Genomic DNA, 15,447 nt, shown 5'->3' with positions numbered 1-15,447 from the left:
CTGGGGCTTCCCTTGCGTCCGGGAAGCCCCAGGGTCAGGCTGCTTTATGAAACTCGTACCTGGCCGGTGTCTCCACGTTCGACATTTCCAGGCTCATCAATCTCTATCGACTGATTTTCTTCAAGATTCGTGAAGATGACTGGAGTAATGGAAGCTTTTGCTTCGTTTCTTACTTTTTCCAGGTCAAACTCCAGCAGCTTATCTCCGATTCGAACCGTATCTCCCTGCTGGACGAATGTTTCGAAGCCTTCGCCCTTCATGTTAACGGTGTCGATACCTACGTGTATGAGAATTTCCGTTCCATCTTCTGATTCGAGACCGATTGCATGCTTTGTATGAAACAGTTGAACGATCTTTCCATCTACCGGCGAAACGACTTTTCCGTCCGATGGTTCGATAGCAAAACCGTCTCCCATCATTTTCTGTGCGAACATATCGTCCGGCACTTCAGAAAGAGGCTTTAATTCTCCTTGCAGCGGCATGGAAACGGTAATGCTGCTTTTTACGGGACCACCTGTTTTTTCAGGGGTTTGTTCGGGTTCAGAAGGAGCTTTCCCTTTAATAATATCCTGCATCTGCCCTTTAATCGTTTCAGAACGAGGGCCGAAAATAGCCTGTACATTATTGTTGATCTGCATAACACCGGAGGCGCCAAGCTCTTTTAAGCGTTTTTTATCTACTGACTCTGTATCTTCTACAGTAATACGAAGACGTGTAATACAAGCATCGAGATAGGAAAGATTTTCTTTTCCACCGAATGCTTTCAGTACTTCGTAAGGAAGTTCATCGTTGCCTGCTTTTCCGCCTTTTTGACCATCAGCGTCCTCATCGGGCTTTTCACGCCCGGGAGTCATAAGGTTAAACTTCTGAATCGCAAAACGGAATCCGAAGTAGTAAATAAGGGCGAATACAAGACCGACTGGGATAACGAGCCACCATTCCGTCCTGTTCGGCAGAATTCCGTATAGGAAGAAGTCAATCGCACCACCCGAGAACGTCTGGCCGATCTGAACACCGAGAAGGTGCATCGTCATAAAGGAAAGTCCTGCGAACACTGCGTGAATGGCAAACAGGAGGGGTGCAACAAATAAGAAACTGAATTCGATAGGCTCAGTAATACCGGTAAGAAAAGAAGTTAAAGCTGCAGAACCCATGATTCCGGCAACAACTTTTTTATTTTCCGGGCGGGCACAGTGATAAATGGCAAGAGCCGCTGCAGGAAGACCGAACATCATAAACGGATACTTACCAGTCATGTAAGCTCCGGCTGTAAGTTCAGCACCATCACGGATCTGCTGGAAGAAAATCTGCTGATCTCCGCGTACAATTTCGCCTGCTGCACTCGTATACGTTCCGAATTCAAACCAGAAAGGTGAATAGAAAATATGGTGCAGACCAAACGGGATAAGGGAACGTTCAATTACACCAAAAATAAAAGTCGACAACGTTCGGTTGGATTCTGTCATGAAATAAGAGAACGTGTTCAGTCCGTCCTGAATGAAAGGCCAGATGAAGAACATCGCTATACCAATCAAAATGGAGGATCCTGCCGTAACGATAGGAACAAAACGCTTTCCTGCAAAGAAGCCTAAATAAGAAGGCAGTTCAATATTGTAGAAGCGTTTGTACATATAGGCCCCGAGCAGACCGGCGATTATCCCGCCGAAAACCCCGGTAGCAAGTGTGGGTATACCGAGCACCATCGCATATTCCGGAGCGTCAGCCCCAATCATTTCAGGCTGGACGCCTTCGAGGACACCCATCGTAATATTAATAATTAAGAAACCGATAATAGCAGCGAGACCGGCAACTCCGTCTCCATCTGCCAGTCCAATAGCAACCCCGACAGCAAAAAGCAGAGCAAGGTTGGCGAACACAACGTCACCAGCTTCCTGCATCATGGTTGCTATTATTTCCACAACCGGATTTTCCAGAAATCCGAAAACCTCAATCATATCCGGGTTCTGCATTGCGTCACCAAGAGCGAGCAGCAAACCGGCTGCCGGAAGAAGAGCGACAGGCAGCATAAGTGAGCGGCCGATCTTCTGTAATACGCCAAAAGCATTACTTGCCATGAAAATTTCCCCCTTAAATAATTTTTGCTGATTTCAGCCAGCAGTTCCGCGTAAAAACAAAAAAAGGCATGAGGGAAAAAGAGAGGCGCAGAAAGATAGAGTTCAGGCAGGGATACACCTGGACAACTATTTTCATACGACCATCCTTTTCTCTCATGCCTGCACTATCAGTAACACGGAAAAGTACCGTCTTTGTTATATTCGATTGCGTTCGCCGGAAAGAAGTCTCTGAATATGAAGCGTCAGATAAACTGCTTCTGCATCAGGAACTCTTTTTTTCAGGCGCTGCTGCATGACTTTCATCAGCTTCCAACTAAGATCATAGCACAGCGGATATTCTGTCTGCAATAATTTTAATAAATTTTCCTGATTTTCTGCATGGTCTTCATTATCAACCCGCTCTACAGCATGATTTAAATGACGGACAAGACGGAGGTAATTGATATCATTGCGGTCGATATCGATTTGAAAAGCAGTTTCAATGTATCTGACGAGTTCGCTTATAAGCTGGGTATGACGGTTGATTTGAGTGAGGTCACGGTTGGTGAGGGCACTGTGAATGTGCAGGGTGATAAAGCCTATTTCACCTTCTGGAATGCGTATCCCGAGGGCTTTGTCGAAACGCTCGGCAAGCTCTGCTGCAGCCTGATATTCCAGCGGATAAGCAAGTTCTGTTTCCTTAAGAAAAGGATTCTTAATTCCCTGTCCCTGTTGAATGCGCTTGACTGCGAAGTAGAGATGGTCCGTTAATCCAACGTGTATATGTTCATTAAGGGAGGAACGGAAGGTCGTTTCGAGACGTTCGATTTCCTCCCCCATTAAAGCAATAAAATTTTCATCAACATATTCAAGGAGGTTTTTATATTGTTCCTGTTCTTCCAGATTCCGAAGCACGAAAAATTTTTCTGCCTGTTCCCCCGCTATCTCCTGCCCGTGTTTCTTTCCAAAGCCGAGTCCCTTTCCTATAAGGACAACTTCATCGTAATCCGGATGGGAAGCGATGACGACGTTATTGTTTAAAACTTTGACTACGGTCACCATAATTGCACCTCCAATGATATCGGTTGATACGCTACCGCTCATTATAAGCGGTTCCAGAGCATGAATTCAATCCGGGCCGTTTAAAAATGACTGCCGTTTACTTTGAAAATCCCTATTATTGCTTTTTTGTTTTGCTGACGTTTCAGCGATGGAAGGATCGAATATAATAGATATACACGCTGCTTTAAAATCATTATATATATGACTCTATTTTCTAATAGGAGGCAGTCCTGGATAAACCGAATAAGGCAGATGACCTCTGCTGCAGACGTACGTTTTCCGCGGGGCTCGTCTTCCACTCATTCTTTCAGTGCTTTAAACCGGAAGAATGGATTTTGAGACTTCACTCAATCCCGCCGGAGTCACCGTCTGCCGTTCCAATCATCCAATTTTATATACGAATATTCACATTATAAATTGATAAAATGTTCGTTGAAATAACTTGAAAAGTATATTATGAAATGGATTCATATAATAAATTTTTCGAAAAAGGGCTGTCGGCATTTAGTCATTTTATCAGGCATACTGAAGGGAAGAGATAACAGGCTGTTTGTTCACCTTGTAAGCTCTTCAGCAAACTGATAAAATAAGAAGAAGCGTGCAACACGAAGAAAATGAGAGGAGGCGGAGTGACTGAGGCGCTCCGTTCTTTCATTTTCAGACGATTAAATTAACGTTAAAATAATGTTGTTTACAGCTTCCTGCCGATCAGTTTGTTCGATGGGTTTCTGCAGAAGAATCAGCAGGAAATCAAGGATAATCTGCATTAAAGGAAAGGTTTTACCACGATAATGGACAGTAACGAAGACTTGAAAATAAGAAATAAGGGAGCAATGCCCGATGTTAGGTATAATTAAGAAAGTGATGGGAGATGCCGATGCCCGTCATTTAAAAAAATTAGATAAACTTGTAGAGGATACGGAAGCTCAGGGAGAAGAGATGAAGAAACTGAGCGACGATGACCTGCGTGCCAAAACAGAGCAGTTTAAAAAGCGTCACCAGGACGGAGAATCTCTGGACTCTCTTCTTCCGGAAGCGTTTGCAGTAGTACGGGAAGCATCTACCAGAACGCTGGGTATGACGCATTTCCGGGTGCAGCTCGTCGGTGGTATCGTTCTTCACCGCGGAGACATTGCAGAAATGAAGACAGGGGAAGGTAAAACGCTCGTAGCTACTCTGGCGGTGTATTTAAATGCACTGACCGGAAAAGGGGCCCACGTCATAACAGTGAACGATTACCTTGCGCGCCGTGACGCAGAAGATATGGGGAAACTGTACAATTTTCTCGGCCTTACAGTAGGTTTGAATGTTGCCGGAATGACGAAAGATGAAAAAAGAGAAGCATATGCTGCTGATGTTACTTACGGTACTAATAATGAATTTGGATTTGATTACCTCCGGGACAACATGGTTACGTACAAAAAACAAATGGTCCAGCGCAAGCTCCATTTCGCGATTGTCGATGAAGTCGACTCGATATTAATCGATGAAGCCCGGACGCCGCTTATTATTTCCGGAGCGGCTAACCGCACCTCCGAATTATACAGTACCGCCAATTCGTTTGTGAAAATGCTGAAGCAGGATACTGACTATACATTAGAAGAAAAGTCAAAAACAGTTCAGCTTACAGAAGCCGGTGTAAATAAAGCGGAACGAATCTTTAATATTGAGAATTTGTTTGATTCTGACCACGTTCAGTTAAATCACCACTTGAATCAGGCACTCAAGGCTCATAAAGTTATGATCCGTGATGAAGATTACGTGGTCGACGGCGGTGAAGTGGCGATTGTCGACCAGTTCACAGGCCGCTTGATGAAAGGCCGGCGCTTCAGCGACGGTCTTCATCAGGCGATTGAAGCGAAAGAAGGTGTCAAAATCAAGCGGGAAAGCATGACGATGGCGTCTATTACATTCCAGAACTACTTCCGTATGTATGAAAAGCTTTCCGGAATGACAGGTACAGCTAAAACAGAGGAAGAAGAATTTCGTAATATTTATAATATGAATGTTTACTCGGTACCGACAAACGAGCCGATCGTCCGGGAAGATAAGTCTGACTTAATCTACAAATCCCTGGCGAGCAAACAGCGGGCCATTGTTAGTAAAATAGAAGAGCTCTACGAAAAAGGTCAGCCTGTGCTGGTAGGTACAGTGAGCGTGGATAACTCTGAGCTTATTTCAAAAATGCTCAAAAAGAAACGAATCCCCCACAACGTTCTGAACGCTAAAAATCACGCAAGTGAAGCCGAAATTATCGAACAGGCAGGCCAGCAGAAAGCTGTAACCATTGCTACAAACATGGCCGGACGAGGAACGGATATAAAGTTGGGTCAGGGGGTAGCTGATCTTGGCGGCCTGTTTGTGCTTGGAACGGAGCGCCATGAATCGCGTCGTATTGATAACCAGCTCCGCGGTCGTTCCGGACGTCAGGGAGATCCTGGTATGTCCCTTTTCTTTCTTTCTCTGGAAGATCCGCTCATGCGCCGGTTTGGTTCAGAAAATATGAGTAAAATGATGGAAAGACTTGGCATGGAAGAAGATCAGCCTATTGAGAGTAAAATCATTACGAAAGCGGTAGAGCAGGCACAGAAGCGGGTTGAAGGCAACAACTTTGATGCGCGTAAGCAGCTCCTTCAGTATGATGACGTCATGCGCGAGCAGCGCGATGTGATATACGAACAGCGTGATGAAGTGCTGGATTCAGAAAATCTCCGGCCGGTCGTGGAGCAGATGCTGGAATCTACGGTCTCCAGAGTCGTTGATTCTTATACCCCGGAAGAAGAAGTTCCAGAAGACTGGAACCTGCAGGGCCTTGTTGAATACGTCAACATCACTGTGCTTGCGGAACAGGAGATTACGGAAAAAGATCTGAACGGTCTCGATCCTGAAGAAATGATCGAACTGATCATGGATAAAGTGCTCGAAGATTACAACAAGCGGGAGGAAGAATTTACTTCTGAACAGATGCGCGAATTTGAACGCGTTATTCTGCTTCGTACTGTAGATACGAAATGGACCTCTCATATTGACCAGATGGACCAGCTCCGCCAGGGGATCAATCTCCGTGCTTATGCGCAGAATGATCCTCTTCGGGAGTATAAATTCGAAGGATACGAAATGTTTGAAACAATGATTGCTTCGATTGAAGAAGAGGTATCCCGCTACGTGATGAAAGCACAGATTCAATCGAATCTGAAGCGGGAGCAGGTAGCAGAAGGGAAGGCTCTCCATCGGGATACAGCTGACGAGCAGAAAGCAGCAGAGCCTGATAACAAAGCCCAGCCTTTTGTAAAAGGAGAAACAACAGGAAGAAACGACCCTTGTCCATGTGGATCAGGTAAGAAATACAAAAACTGTCACGGAAAAGAAGAAGCGTAAAGATTTTTCGAAAAGGCTCTGTTCACGCTCGGCGTGGCTATTGGAGAAAATTGCACCAGCAGATCAAGAGGTGAAAGAAGAGGAGCCGCAGGCACTCTTTTAAACAACGCTGGATTTAAACAGAGCTTCAGGGCAAGGGGTGGCCGGATATATAGACCATCCCTTTTCCGCATGATGAAAATTTTATTATGAGGTGAAGCGACTATGGAACTATCAGAAATCAGACAGCAGCTTGAAACTATGGCTAATACTTTAGCGGACTACAGGGGGTCTCTTTGACCTCGAGGAAAAGGAGACCCGAATAGCAGAACTGGAAGAACGAATGGCTGATCCTTCGTTTTGGGAAGATCAGAATAAAGCTCAGAAAGTCATCGGTGAAAATAATGCACTGAAAGCAATGACGGAGGAATACCGGTCTATTGAATCCCAGCTTGCTGATCTGGAAGTGACCCACGAGCTCGTAAAAGATGAAGGCGCAGAGGACATGCGCGGGGAGCTGGAGAGCGGTATAGCCAGTGTGAAAAAGCAGCTTGACAAGTTCGAACTGCAGCTTCTTTTAAATGAACCGTATGACGCCAATAATGCCATTCTGGAACTTCATCCGGGAGCCGGAGGTACGGAATCACAGGACTGGGCATCCATGCTGCTGCGCATGTATACAAGGTGGGCAGATTCCCAGGGGTTCAGTGTGGAAACGCTGGATTACCTGCCCGGGGATGAAGCAGGCTTGAAAAGCGTGACGTTAATGATTAAAGGACACAATGCTTTTGGGTATTTGAAAGCAGAAAAGGGAGTACACCGGCTCGTTAGAATTTCTCCTTTCGACTCTTCGGGAAGGCGTCACACTTCTTTTGCTTCCTGTGAAGTGATGCCGGAACTGGATGATAACGTGGAAATTGATTTGTCTACCGAGGATATACGGGTCGATACGTTCCGGTCGAGCGGTGCCGGAGGCCAGCACGTTAACACGACAGATTCGGCGGTGCGGATGACGCACATCCCGACGAATACCGTCGTCAGCTGCCAGTCCGAGCGCTCGCAGATCAAAAACAGAGAACAGGCAATGAGCATGCTTCGTGCAAAACTGTTTCAGCAGGAGTTGGAACGACAGAAGCAGGAAGCACTGGAAATCCGCGGAGAGCAGTCGGAAATCGGCTGGGGAAGCCAGATCCGTTCCTATGTCTTCCACCCTTATAACATGGTGAAAGATCACCGCACGAATATCGAAACAGGAAATACGCAGGCAGTGATGGACGGGGACCTGACCCAGTTTATTGACGGCTATCTGCGCAGTCAAATTGATTAATTCAGGTAAATATCGATGTTCCGGGGAGCTATCCCGGTGCTGAGGAGCGGTGTGACAGGATTTTGTCACGCCGCTTTTTTAGTTGTACCTGCAAACGTCCACCTGGTCTTCTATTGTATAAACAATTGAATCAATTTAAATAGTCGCTGTAAGAAAGGGGGGTTTCAATATAATGAATGATTTACACTGCAGGCGGACGCTTTCCGTGGGGCTGGTCTTCAACTAATTCTGCCTCCGCTTCGCTGCGTCAGAATGGATTTTCAGACTTCGCTGATCCCACTGGAGTCGCCGCCTTCTGTTTCAATCATTCCGTTTTTTTTACTGATTCATTGAATGGAATATCGAAAATATTCGTATAACGGCAGTAATATTACTCTATAAAATTGATTTAACTATATAAATTACACGGACAAAACTATTGAATAGGCTGCCTTGAAAATAAAGTATTGAAGCGATGAACGTGAACTTTTGTTTCCATGGGGGGGCATGGCCGGCCTCAGCTAATCCCGTCCTCCCTGCGGTCGTGCGGAGTGGGGCTCGTCCTTGATAGGCCCGGAGTCGCCCCATGTCCTTTGCAGCTTAAGGTAAAAAGACAGAGCAGGAGCTGCCTTCTAAATAAAGAAGCCCCTCTATGACCATCCTTCCGTCTGTATAGAGGAGAAGTTCCATTTCTATACAAGGCCATTTTCATGCCTCATGGTGCAGTGATTCTGCATGAGTGCCTCTTTTAAAGCACTCGCTGCTATAGTGTTGTAAAGCGTTAGCGGGACTGCGTTTACAAGGGCTGACCCCGGTGATATACTACGAAAGGATTTGGCGGATAAGGAGGTTTTTTACATATGATGAAAAAGCAGAACCGCCGTGAAACAGCAAAAGTAAAAACACCTTTCCAAAGGATGATATGGGAATTCGCCCATGTTCTCGTTGGATCGGCTGTCGTAGCAGTAACGTTTAATTTGTTCCTGCTTCCCAACCAGATCGCTTCAGGTGGCGTAGCGGGCATTTCGACTCTCTTCGTAGCATTGTTCGGATTTGAACCGGCGTATACTCAATGGGCCTTTAATATACCTCTCTTTGCAGCAGGGGTTATTCTGCTTGGCGGCAGTTTAACAGGAAGCCTTTTGTATGGTACGAAAACACTTGTTGGAACGCTTTTTCTACCGTACATCGTCTATTTGACTAGAGACATGGAGGCAGCGACATTCGACCCGCTGCTTGCTTCGATCATGGGCGGACTGGGAGTAGGTATCGGTCTCGGAATAGTATTCCGCTCCAATTCCTCCACGGGAGGGACCGATCTGGCAGCGCAGATAATTAATAAATATTCCGGATTGTCGCTCGGAGGATGCGTATTTATTATCGACGGCCTGGTAGTAAGTTCTTCGGCGTTTGTTTTCGGATTTGAATATGCGCTATATGCTCTTATCGCTTTGTTTGTTACAGGGAAAACGATTGATATTGTACAGATCGGCTTCGGATATTCAAAAATGGTGATGATCATATCCGAATATGAAGAAGAAGTTAAGCAAGGACTTTTGACTCAGGTGGACCGGGGTGTGACAAAACTGGCCGGTTACGGAGGGTACACAAACCATTCGAGACCGGTTCTGCTTTGTATTGTAGGAAGGAATGAAATTACTAAATTAAAACAATTAGTAAAAGCTATAGACCCTGAGGCCTTCGTTATTGTAAGTAATACGTCTGAAGTTCTTGGAGAAGGTTTCAAAAGAAGATAATTAGGTTATAATGAAATAGCAGGTATTTGTAAACACTGCCATGGAATTTTTTAAACCTTAAGAGGAGGGGAATGTATGAAGAAATTAGTAGCTGGCCTGTTCAGCATGTCACTGCTGCTGGCTGCGTGTGGAGGCGGGGGCGGCGAAAACGAACCGGCTGAAAACGGCGCAAACAACGGTGGAAATGAAGCCGCTAACGAAGGCGAGTATGATCTCGCTAACGGAGAAGAGCTCTATCAGGGTAACTGTGCGTCCTGCCACGGCGGCGAATTGGAAGGCGGCACTGGTCCGGCACTTGATGGTTATTCTCACGATGAAATTACATCTGCCATCAGCGAAGGTCCTGGAAGCATGCCGGAAAACTTAGTTGAAGGTGAAGATGCAGACGATGTAGCAGCATGGGTGGAAAGCCAATAACTTAATCGATAGCAGCACATATGAGATAAGAGCTCCTTTTTTACAAAGCAACTGTAAAAAAGGGGTTTTTTTGTGTTTTGAAAGAGCCTGATGATTCCAATGGCAGGGAAGAACTATAGGCACACTGAATAAAAGTCCGACTGGAACGGGAGACATGCTTTATAAAAACTGCCTCCGGTTTAGATGAAGAAAACGGCATAAACAAAAGAAAAATCTATCGGAATATATTTTGCGAAAGGGAGAAGAACCGTGATCGAATTAAAAAATGTTTGGAAAGCCTACCGCAGCGGGGTCATGGCTGTAAATAATGTTTCATTACACGTTCGCCAGGGAGAATTTGTTTACATAACCGGGAACAGCGGAGCAGGTAAATCTTCTATCATGAAAATACTTTATTTGGATGCTGCTGCTTTTCAAGGAGAAGTTTTAGTGTGCGGGGAAAACCTGCAGGAAATGTCCGGAATTGAACAAACATACTACAGGCGGAGGTTGGGCATTATTTTTCAAGATGCCTGTCTGCTTCCAAACAGATCAGTAATGGAAAATACGGCTCTGCCGGCAAAGATTCTAGGCGAGAATAAAAGAACCCGAATGAAAAAAGCGAGAGAAGCTCTGGAAATAACCGGTTTGAGCGAAAAAAGGTTCTGTCTGCCTTGTGAATTGTCAGGAGGAGAGATGAAAAAAGCTGCATTAGCGCGAGCAATTGTAAATAATCCGGAAATTATTCTCGCTGACGAACCGATGGCAAACCTTGATAAAGCATCGGCAGAAAAAGTGCTGATGATATTGGAGGAAATGAATAGAAGAGGGACGACAGTTATCGTAACTACTCACACAAAAGAGTTTATACCGAAAGTAAATAATAGAGAAGTAGTGATCGAGAACGGCAGAATCATAAGTGATGGGAGAAACGGGGGGCGCAGTCGTGAGGCGTGAACCATTTGCAGAACGAGCGGGAAGTATTATGGCAGAACTGATCAGAAACAAATGGCTGACGCTTGCTTCTACCAGCGCTATGACAGTTACTTTATTTATAGTTGGTGCATTTGCAATACTGCTCGTAAACGGATTTCACTTTACCGATGCTCTCGAAGAAAAAATGGAACTGCGTGTTTTTATTGCGGATGAGGCTGTGGAAATGGATAAAAACCTCCTTCAGAAACAAATTATTGCTTTTAATTCTGTAAAACAGATTGAATATGTAACGAAGGAAGAAGCTCTTGAGCAGTTCCTAAGTAAAATTGGAGAGGAAGAAGAGGATTATTTTGACGCGCTGCGTCACGATAATCCATTGAATGATTTTATCATAGTGAATATAAAGGAATTGGATTCCATAAAAGCTGCGGCGGAAGAGATTGCAGCGATGGCAAATGTAGAAAAAATCAGCTACGGAGAAGAAATTGCCGGCAAAATAGTGAAAGCTTCCGGGATCGTCCAAAATACGGGCCTGTTGATTGGTTCTTTTCTGATTTTTGCCGCCATCGTACTGGTTACAAACACAATGAAACTTACCTCCGCATCCAGAAAAGAAGAAAGGAAGGTGATGCTCCTCTTGGGAGCTTCGATTAGCAGCATCCGCTGTCATTACGCTTGGGAAGGTTTATTCATCGGCTTTTTCAGTGCTTTAATACCGATTGTCCTTTTAAATTATATATACGAACGGATTTATGAATCATCCTATATTTTCGGGAATCTTCTGCCCGGGGGTCTCCTTTCTCCGCAGCTGTTCCACTTTCCCCTTGCCTGTGCGCTTCTCCTTCTGGGAAGTTTAATCGGGATCGGTGGAAGTTTAGCAGGCATTAAAAACATGGGAAAGGATGATTATCATTGAAAGATAGTAAGAAGGTGACGGCATGAGCAGAGGGATCTTCATTTTTCTTCTAATAAGCTGGTTTTCTGGAGAAGCATCGGCTGAAGAAGAGGGGAAAAGCTATGAGGAAATCGATAACGAGTTAACAGAGCAGCAGCTGGAAATCGAGAAAGACCTGGAAGACTACGGTTTTATACAAGCAGAGGAAGAAGAACATCTGCAGAAACTCGATGAAAAAATGATTCAAGTAGACAGCGAAATCACGAATAAGAAGAAAGATATGGAGGAAACAGAAAGCAGAATCAAAAAAGCTGCAGAGGGAATATCCAGTTTGGAAGAGTCCCTCAAGTCAACGAAGGAAACGTTGGATACCCGCTTAAAAGCAGTGCAGCAGTATGGGGGGGACCCTGATTACTTAACGTTTTTGTTCGATGCAGCAAGTATTGGTGATTTTCTGGAACGCCTGTATATTTTTCATAAAGCTGCAGAGCAGGATCACCGGCTTCTGAAAACTTACGGAGAGGAACTCAAGGAACTTGCAGAGCTCGAAGCAGCGCTTGCCCGGCAGCAGGTTCAACTGGAAGAGGAAACGGCAGAAATGAAAGCCATTCATGCTGACTACCGTGGACAAAGCGGGGAAAAATTAAACCTGGTCACTTCGCTTTATGAAGAGGAAAAAGAGCTGAAAGAGCAATTGGAAACGGTGCAGAACAATAAAGCTGTCAACCGGTTGGCAAAGCAGGAAATGGAACTGGAACAATTGGAAAAAGAAGCAGAGCTGCGGTTTTCTCTGGAGACGGGAAAGAACAAAAAGAAAAGACAAGAGGCAGGAGAAATGAAGAAAACTGAAGAAAATTATAATCAGCAGAAAGAACGTTCTAAGAAAGAAATAGCCGAGGATTCCGGAAAAGAGGATAAGTCGTCTGAACTGACTTTAAAAACCGAAGAGGAGAAGCAGGTTCTTGAAGTGAAAAATCTGAACGAAGAGAACAAGTCTGAGGAGATAGATGAAGAAGCTTTGCTGGTTCCGGGCCTGCTTCACCGACCTGCAGACGGCAGAGTAACTTCCGCATTCAACCCGAAAAGAATTCATCCCATTACCGGGGAAGTGCGGGCGCATAATGGCACGGATTTTGGCGGGGAGAAGGGAAGGAATATTTATGCCGCAGAAAGCGGAACAGTCGCGGCGAGCGGCTGGAGAAAAGGATTTGGCAATACAATCCTGCTGGATCACCTCACAGATGAAGAGAAATATACAACGTTATATGCCCATCTGGCTTTTATGAACGTTAAGGAAGGAGACACGGTGACGAAAGGAGATATTATTGCAGAGATGGGAACGACGGGATTATCAACCGGTATTCATCTGCACTTTGAAGTACATCCGGGAGGTTATCGAGGCAGAGAAAGCGCCGTAGATCCGGAAAGTTACCTCCACTGAACGAAACCCTAAGCGGTAGTTCAGGTGGGTAAACTGTCTTCCGCTGGTATGGGAAGCTGCTCCTGAAAGTCTGCGCGCATTCCTAATGAATCTCACATCATTAGAAGGTTGTAATTTCTTCCGTCTGCTCACGGGAACGGGGGAAGTGTATGTCAAATATTGTGTAACAGGTATCCATTCTTTCCTGTTCCGGGTAATGTCTGTTATTATAACGTTAAGTAAGCGTTACTAAAGGGGTATATTCAGGGAATGGGAGAGGTGGACGAATGAATAATAAATTAGTTCTGTCTGTAGTTGCCGTTATAGCACTCCTCATAGGGGCCGGAGGAATGCTGGCATTTTTATCGGTTTCAGATGCCGGACAGACAGGTCAACAGGGGAACGCTTCGGAACAGGCGTCCACACAGGATGAATCCGAAAGCAGTACCCAGGGAAACAGTATAGAAGGTCAGGAAGATCAAGAAGGAGATGAACAAATCCAGCAGGCACTGGAAATGATTCAGAATTCCTACGTCGAGGATGTGGAGGAAGAAGAGCTTGTGGAAGGGGCAATTTCCGGGATGCTTGATACGCTGGAAGATCCCTACTCCGTTTATATGAACCAGTCCACTGCGGAAGAGTTCATGAATTCTCTTGAGTCATCTTTTGAAGGTATAGGTGCCGAAGTGAGTATGGAGGAAGGGCGCGTGACTATTATGGCTCCTTTCCGGGATTCCCCTGCAGAGGAAGCCGGGCTTCGTCCAAATGATCAAATTCTGGAGATAGATGGTGAAGATATTGAAGGATTGTCGCTTTACGATGCCGTATTGAAAATACGCGGAGAAAAAGGGACCACTGTTACATTGACTATCGATCGTCCAGGTGTTTCTGAACTTATGGAAATCGATGTCGTCCGCGATGAAATTCCTATAGAAACAGTATATAGTGAAACGATAGAGCAAAACGGACAGACAATCGGAGTACTGGAACTCCGCTCTTTCTCTGAAGATACAGCAGAGAGATTTGAGGAAGAGCTTGAAAGTCTGGAATCCGAGGGGATAGACGGACTGATTGTCGATGTGCGGGGCAACCCGGGAGGATTTCTACAGAGTGTGGAAGATATCGGTAATGCTATTATTCCCGGAGGAGAAACAGTCGTACAGATCGAAGACAGAGACGGGAATATCTCCGAGCACATATCCGACCTTTCTGAAGATAAAGAATACCCGATTGTCGGTTTAATTGACGAAGGAAGTGCTTCTGCTTCAGAAATTCTTGCTGCAGCGCTGCATGAAGCTGGAGGTCATGAACTTGTTGGTAATGCAACGTTCGGAAAAGGTACGGTGCAGCAGACGCTTCCAATGGGAGACGGAAGCCAGCTGAAACTGACGCTGTTCCGGTGGCTGACGTCTGATGGGAACGATATAAACGAAGAAGGAGTGCAGCCTACGGTCGAAGTGGACCAGCCGGATTACTTCTTCGCCTCTCCGATAGATGCAGAAGAAACACTTGAACTGGATATGCTCAATGAAAATATTGAAAACGCCCAGATTATGCTGGAAGGACTGGAGTTTGATCCCGGCCGTACAGACGGGTACTTCGATGAAGAAACCGAAGCAGCAGTCCGGGAGTTTCAGGAAAGTGCCGATATCGAAACTACCGGCACGATCGATGAAGCTACTTCCAATGCCATTCAGGAACAGGTTATCGAATCAGTGAGAGAAAGAGAAAATGATGAACAGTTTCAGCGTGCAGCAGAACTGTTAACAGATACGGAATAAAAAGGATGGAATCAGCCCGCAGGAGAAAAAAGCCTGCGGGCTTCTTTCTCTTATATTTTTCGGAGGCAGAACTTCTGTATAAACCGAACAAATGATTTTGCATTTAGCGTTTCATCATCTACATTAAGAGAGGACGCTGTATTTTCACAGGAACTATTGAAAAAGCAGAGTACGTAATAAAACAGCAGGCAGAAAAAGCTCCGATTCCCAGGGCAGGCCGAAGCGGGGTTTTCTACACTTATCCACACGGGACTTTGTCATAGCTTTCTGGAAAAAGCACTTATGAAATGGAATCAAAAAAACAAAATTTAATACTGCAACTGCCGGAAAAAGGGACACGGAATAGTGAACATACGTTCGTAATACGGAGAATATCATGATATAATAGATAAAGAAGTATTCAGAACGGGTAAAGAAATAAATGGCGATCAGAAAGCATCGTTATAAGAAGAGGAAATTTATAAACAGGGAAGGGTGAACATT

The 15,447-nt window shown here is 45.1% G+C and carries 10 protein-coding genes; 8 read left to right on the top strand and 2 right to left on the bottom strand.

The features are described from left to right. Positions 1-44 precede the first annotated feature (44 nt). Both ptsG and glcT read right to left on the bottom strand, forming a co-directional pair. A complete protein-coding gene (ptsG, locus tag FTX54_RS14125; RefSeq protein ID WP_147804372.1) occupies positions 45-2,075 on the bottom strand; it encodes a glucose-specific PTS transporter subunit IIBC in 2,031 nt (676 codons plus the stop codon). Positions 2,076-2,270: 195 nt separating this feature from the next. Continuing rightward, positions 2,271-3,116, bottom strand: a complete 846-nt coding sequence (gene glcT / locus FTX54_RS14120) for a glucose PTS transporter transcription antiterminator GlcT (protein WP_147804371.1) — start codon at positions 3,114-3,116, stop codon at positions 2,271-2,273. Positions 3,117-3,956: 840 nt separating this feature from the next. Between glcT and secA the strand changes: the two genes are divergently transcribed. The 8 genes from secA (at position 3,957) to FTX54_RS14080 (ending at position 14,964) form a co-directional block, all read left to right on the top strand. Continuing rightward, on the top strand, positions 3,957-6,494 hold the full coding sequence (gene secA, locus FTX54_RS14115) for a preprotein translocase subunit SecA (protein WP_147804370.1): 2,538 nt from the start codon (positions 3,957-3,959) through the stop codon (positions 6,492-6,494). Positions 6,495-6,698: 204 nt separating this feature from the next. Further along, positions 6,699-7,800 (top strand): peptide chain release factor 2 gene (prfB, locus tag FTX54_RS14110; protein WP_147804369.1). Its coding sequence is split into 2 segments (ribosomal slippage): positions 6,699-6,770 and positions 6,772-7,800, totalling 1,101 coding nucleotides; the frame shifts between segments, so codons are not numbered across the junction. Between the two features lie 839 nt (positions 7,801-8,639). Next, positions 8,640-9,536 (top strand): YitT family protein, encoded by an 897-nt coding sequence (locus tag FTX54_RS14105; protein WP_422387406.1) that lies wholly within the window; start codon positions 8,640-8,642, stop codon positions 9,534-9,536. A 75-nt stretch (positions 9,537-9,611) separates the two neighbouring features. Beyond that, positions 9,612-9,953, top strand: coding sequence for a c-type cytochrome (locus FTX54_RS14100; RefSeq protein ID WP_147804367.1), 342 nt, complete (start codon positions 9,612-9,614; stop codon positions 9,951-9,953). 249 nt (positions 9,954-10,202) lie between these two features. After that, on the top strand, positions 10,203-10,889 hold the full coding sequence (locus FTX54_RS14095; RefSeq protein WP_147804366.1) for a cell division ATP-binding protein FtsE: 687 nt from the start codon (positions 10,203-10,205) through the stop codon (positions 10,887-10,889). Beyond that, positions 10,879-11,784 carry a permease-like cell division protein FtsX gene (gene ftsX / locus FTX54_RS14090; RefSeq protein WP_187254604.1) on the top strand — a complete coding sequence of 302 codons (906 nt, stop codon included), beginning with the start codon at positions 10,879-10,881 and terminating at the stop codon, positions 11,782-11,784. The genes FTX54_RS14095 and ftsX overlap by 11 nt, the downstream gene beginning before the upstream one ends. 22 nt (positions 11,785-11,806) lie before the next feature. Next, positions 11,807-13,204, top strand: coding sequence for a M23 family metallopeptidase (locus tag FTX54_RS14085; protein WP_147804364.1), 1,398 nt, complete (start codon positions 11,807-11,809; stop codon positions 13,202-13,204). A gap of 266 nt (positions 13,205-13,470) precedes the next feature. Continuing rightward, positions 13,471-14,964, top strand: coding sequence for a S41 family peptidase (locus tag FTX54_RS14080; RefSeq protein ID WP_147804363.1), 1,494 nt, complete (start codon positions 13,471-13,473; stop codon positions 14,962-14,964). The last annotated feature ends 483 nt before the right edge of the window (positions 14,965-15,447 follow it).

Source organism: Alkalicoccus halolimnae (assembly GCF_008014775.2).
Taxonomy (GTDB): Bacteria; Bacillota; Bacilli; order Bacillales; family Salisediminibacteriaceae; genus Alkalicoccus; species Alkalicoccus halolimnae.
The sequence above is the reverse complement of the archived record's forward strand: the minus strand, read 5'-3'. Positions and strand labels throughout refer to the sequence as shown.

Bases quoted from the DNA above. Each gene is read 5' to 3' on its own strand.
- ptsG (WP_147804372.1), bottom strand. From the start codon at position 2,075: ATGGCAAGTAATGCTTTTGGCGTATTACAGAAGATCGGCCGCTCACTT.
- FTX54_RS14080 (WP_147804363.1), top strand. From the start codon at position 13,471: ATGAATAATAAATTAGTTCTGTCTGTAGTTGCCGTTATAGCACTCCTC.
- secA (WP_147804370.1), top strand. From the start codon at position 3,957: ATGTTAGGTATAATTAAGAAAGTGATGGGAGATGCCGATGCCCGTCAT.
- glcT (WP_147804371.1), bottom strand. From the start codon at position 3,116: ATGGTGACCGTAGTCAAAGTTTTAAACAATAACGTCGTCATCGCTTCC.
- FTX54_RS14105 (WP_422387406.1), top strand. From the start codon at position 8,640: ATGATGAAAAAGCAGAACCGCCGTGAAACAGCAAAAGTAAAAACACCT.
- FTX54_RS14100 (WP_147804367.1), top strand. From the start codon at position 9,612: ATGAAGAAATTAGTAGCTGGCCTGTTCAGCATGTCACTGCTGCTGGCT.
- FTX54_RS14085 (WP_147804364.1), top strand. From the start codon at position 11,807: ATGAGCAGAGGGATCTTCATTTTTCTTCTAATAAGCTGGTTTTCTGGA.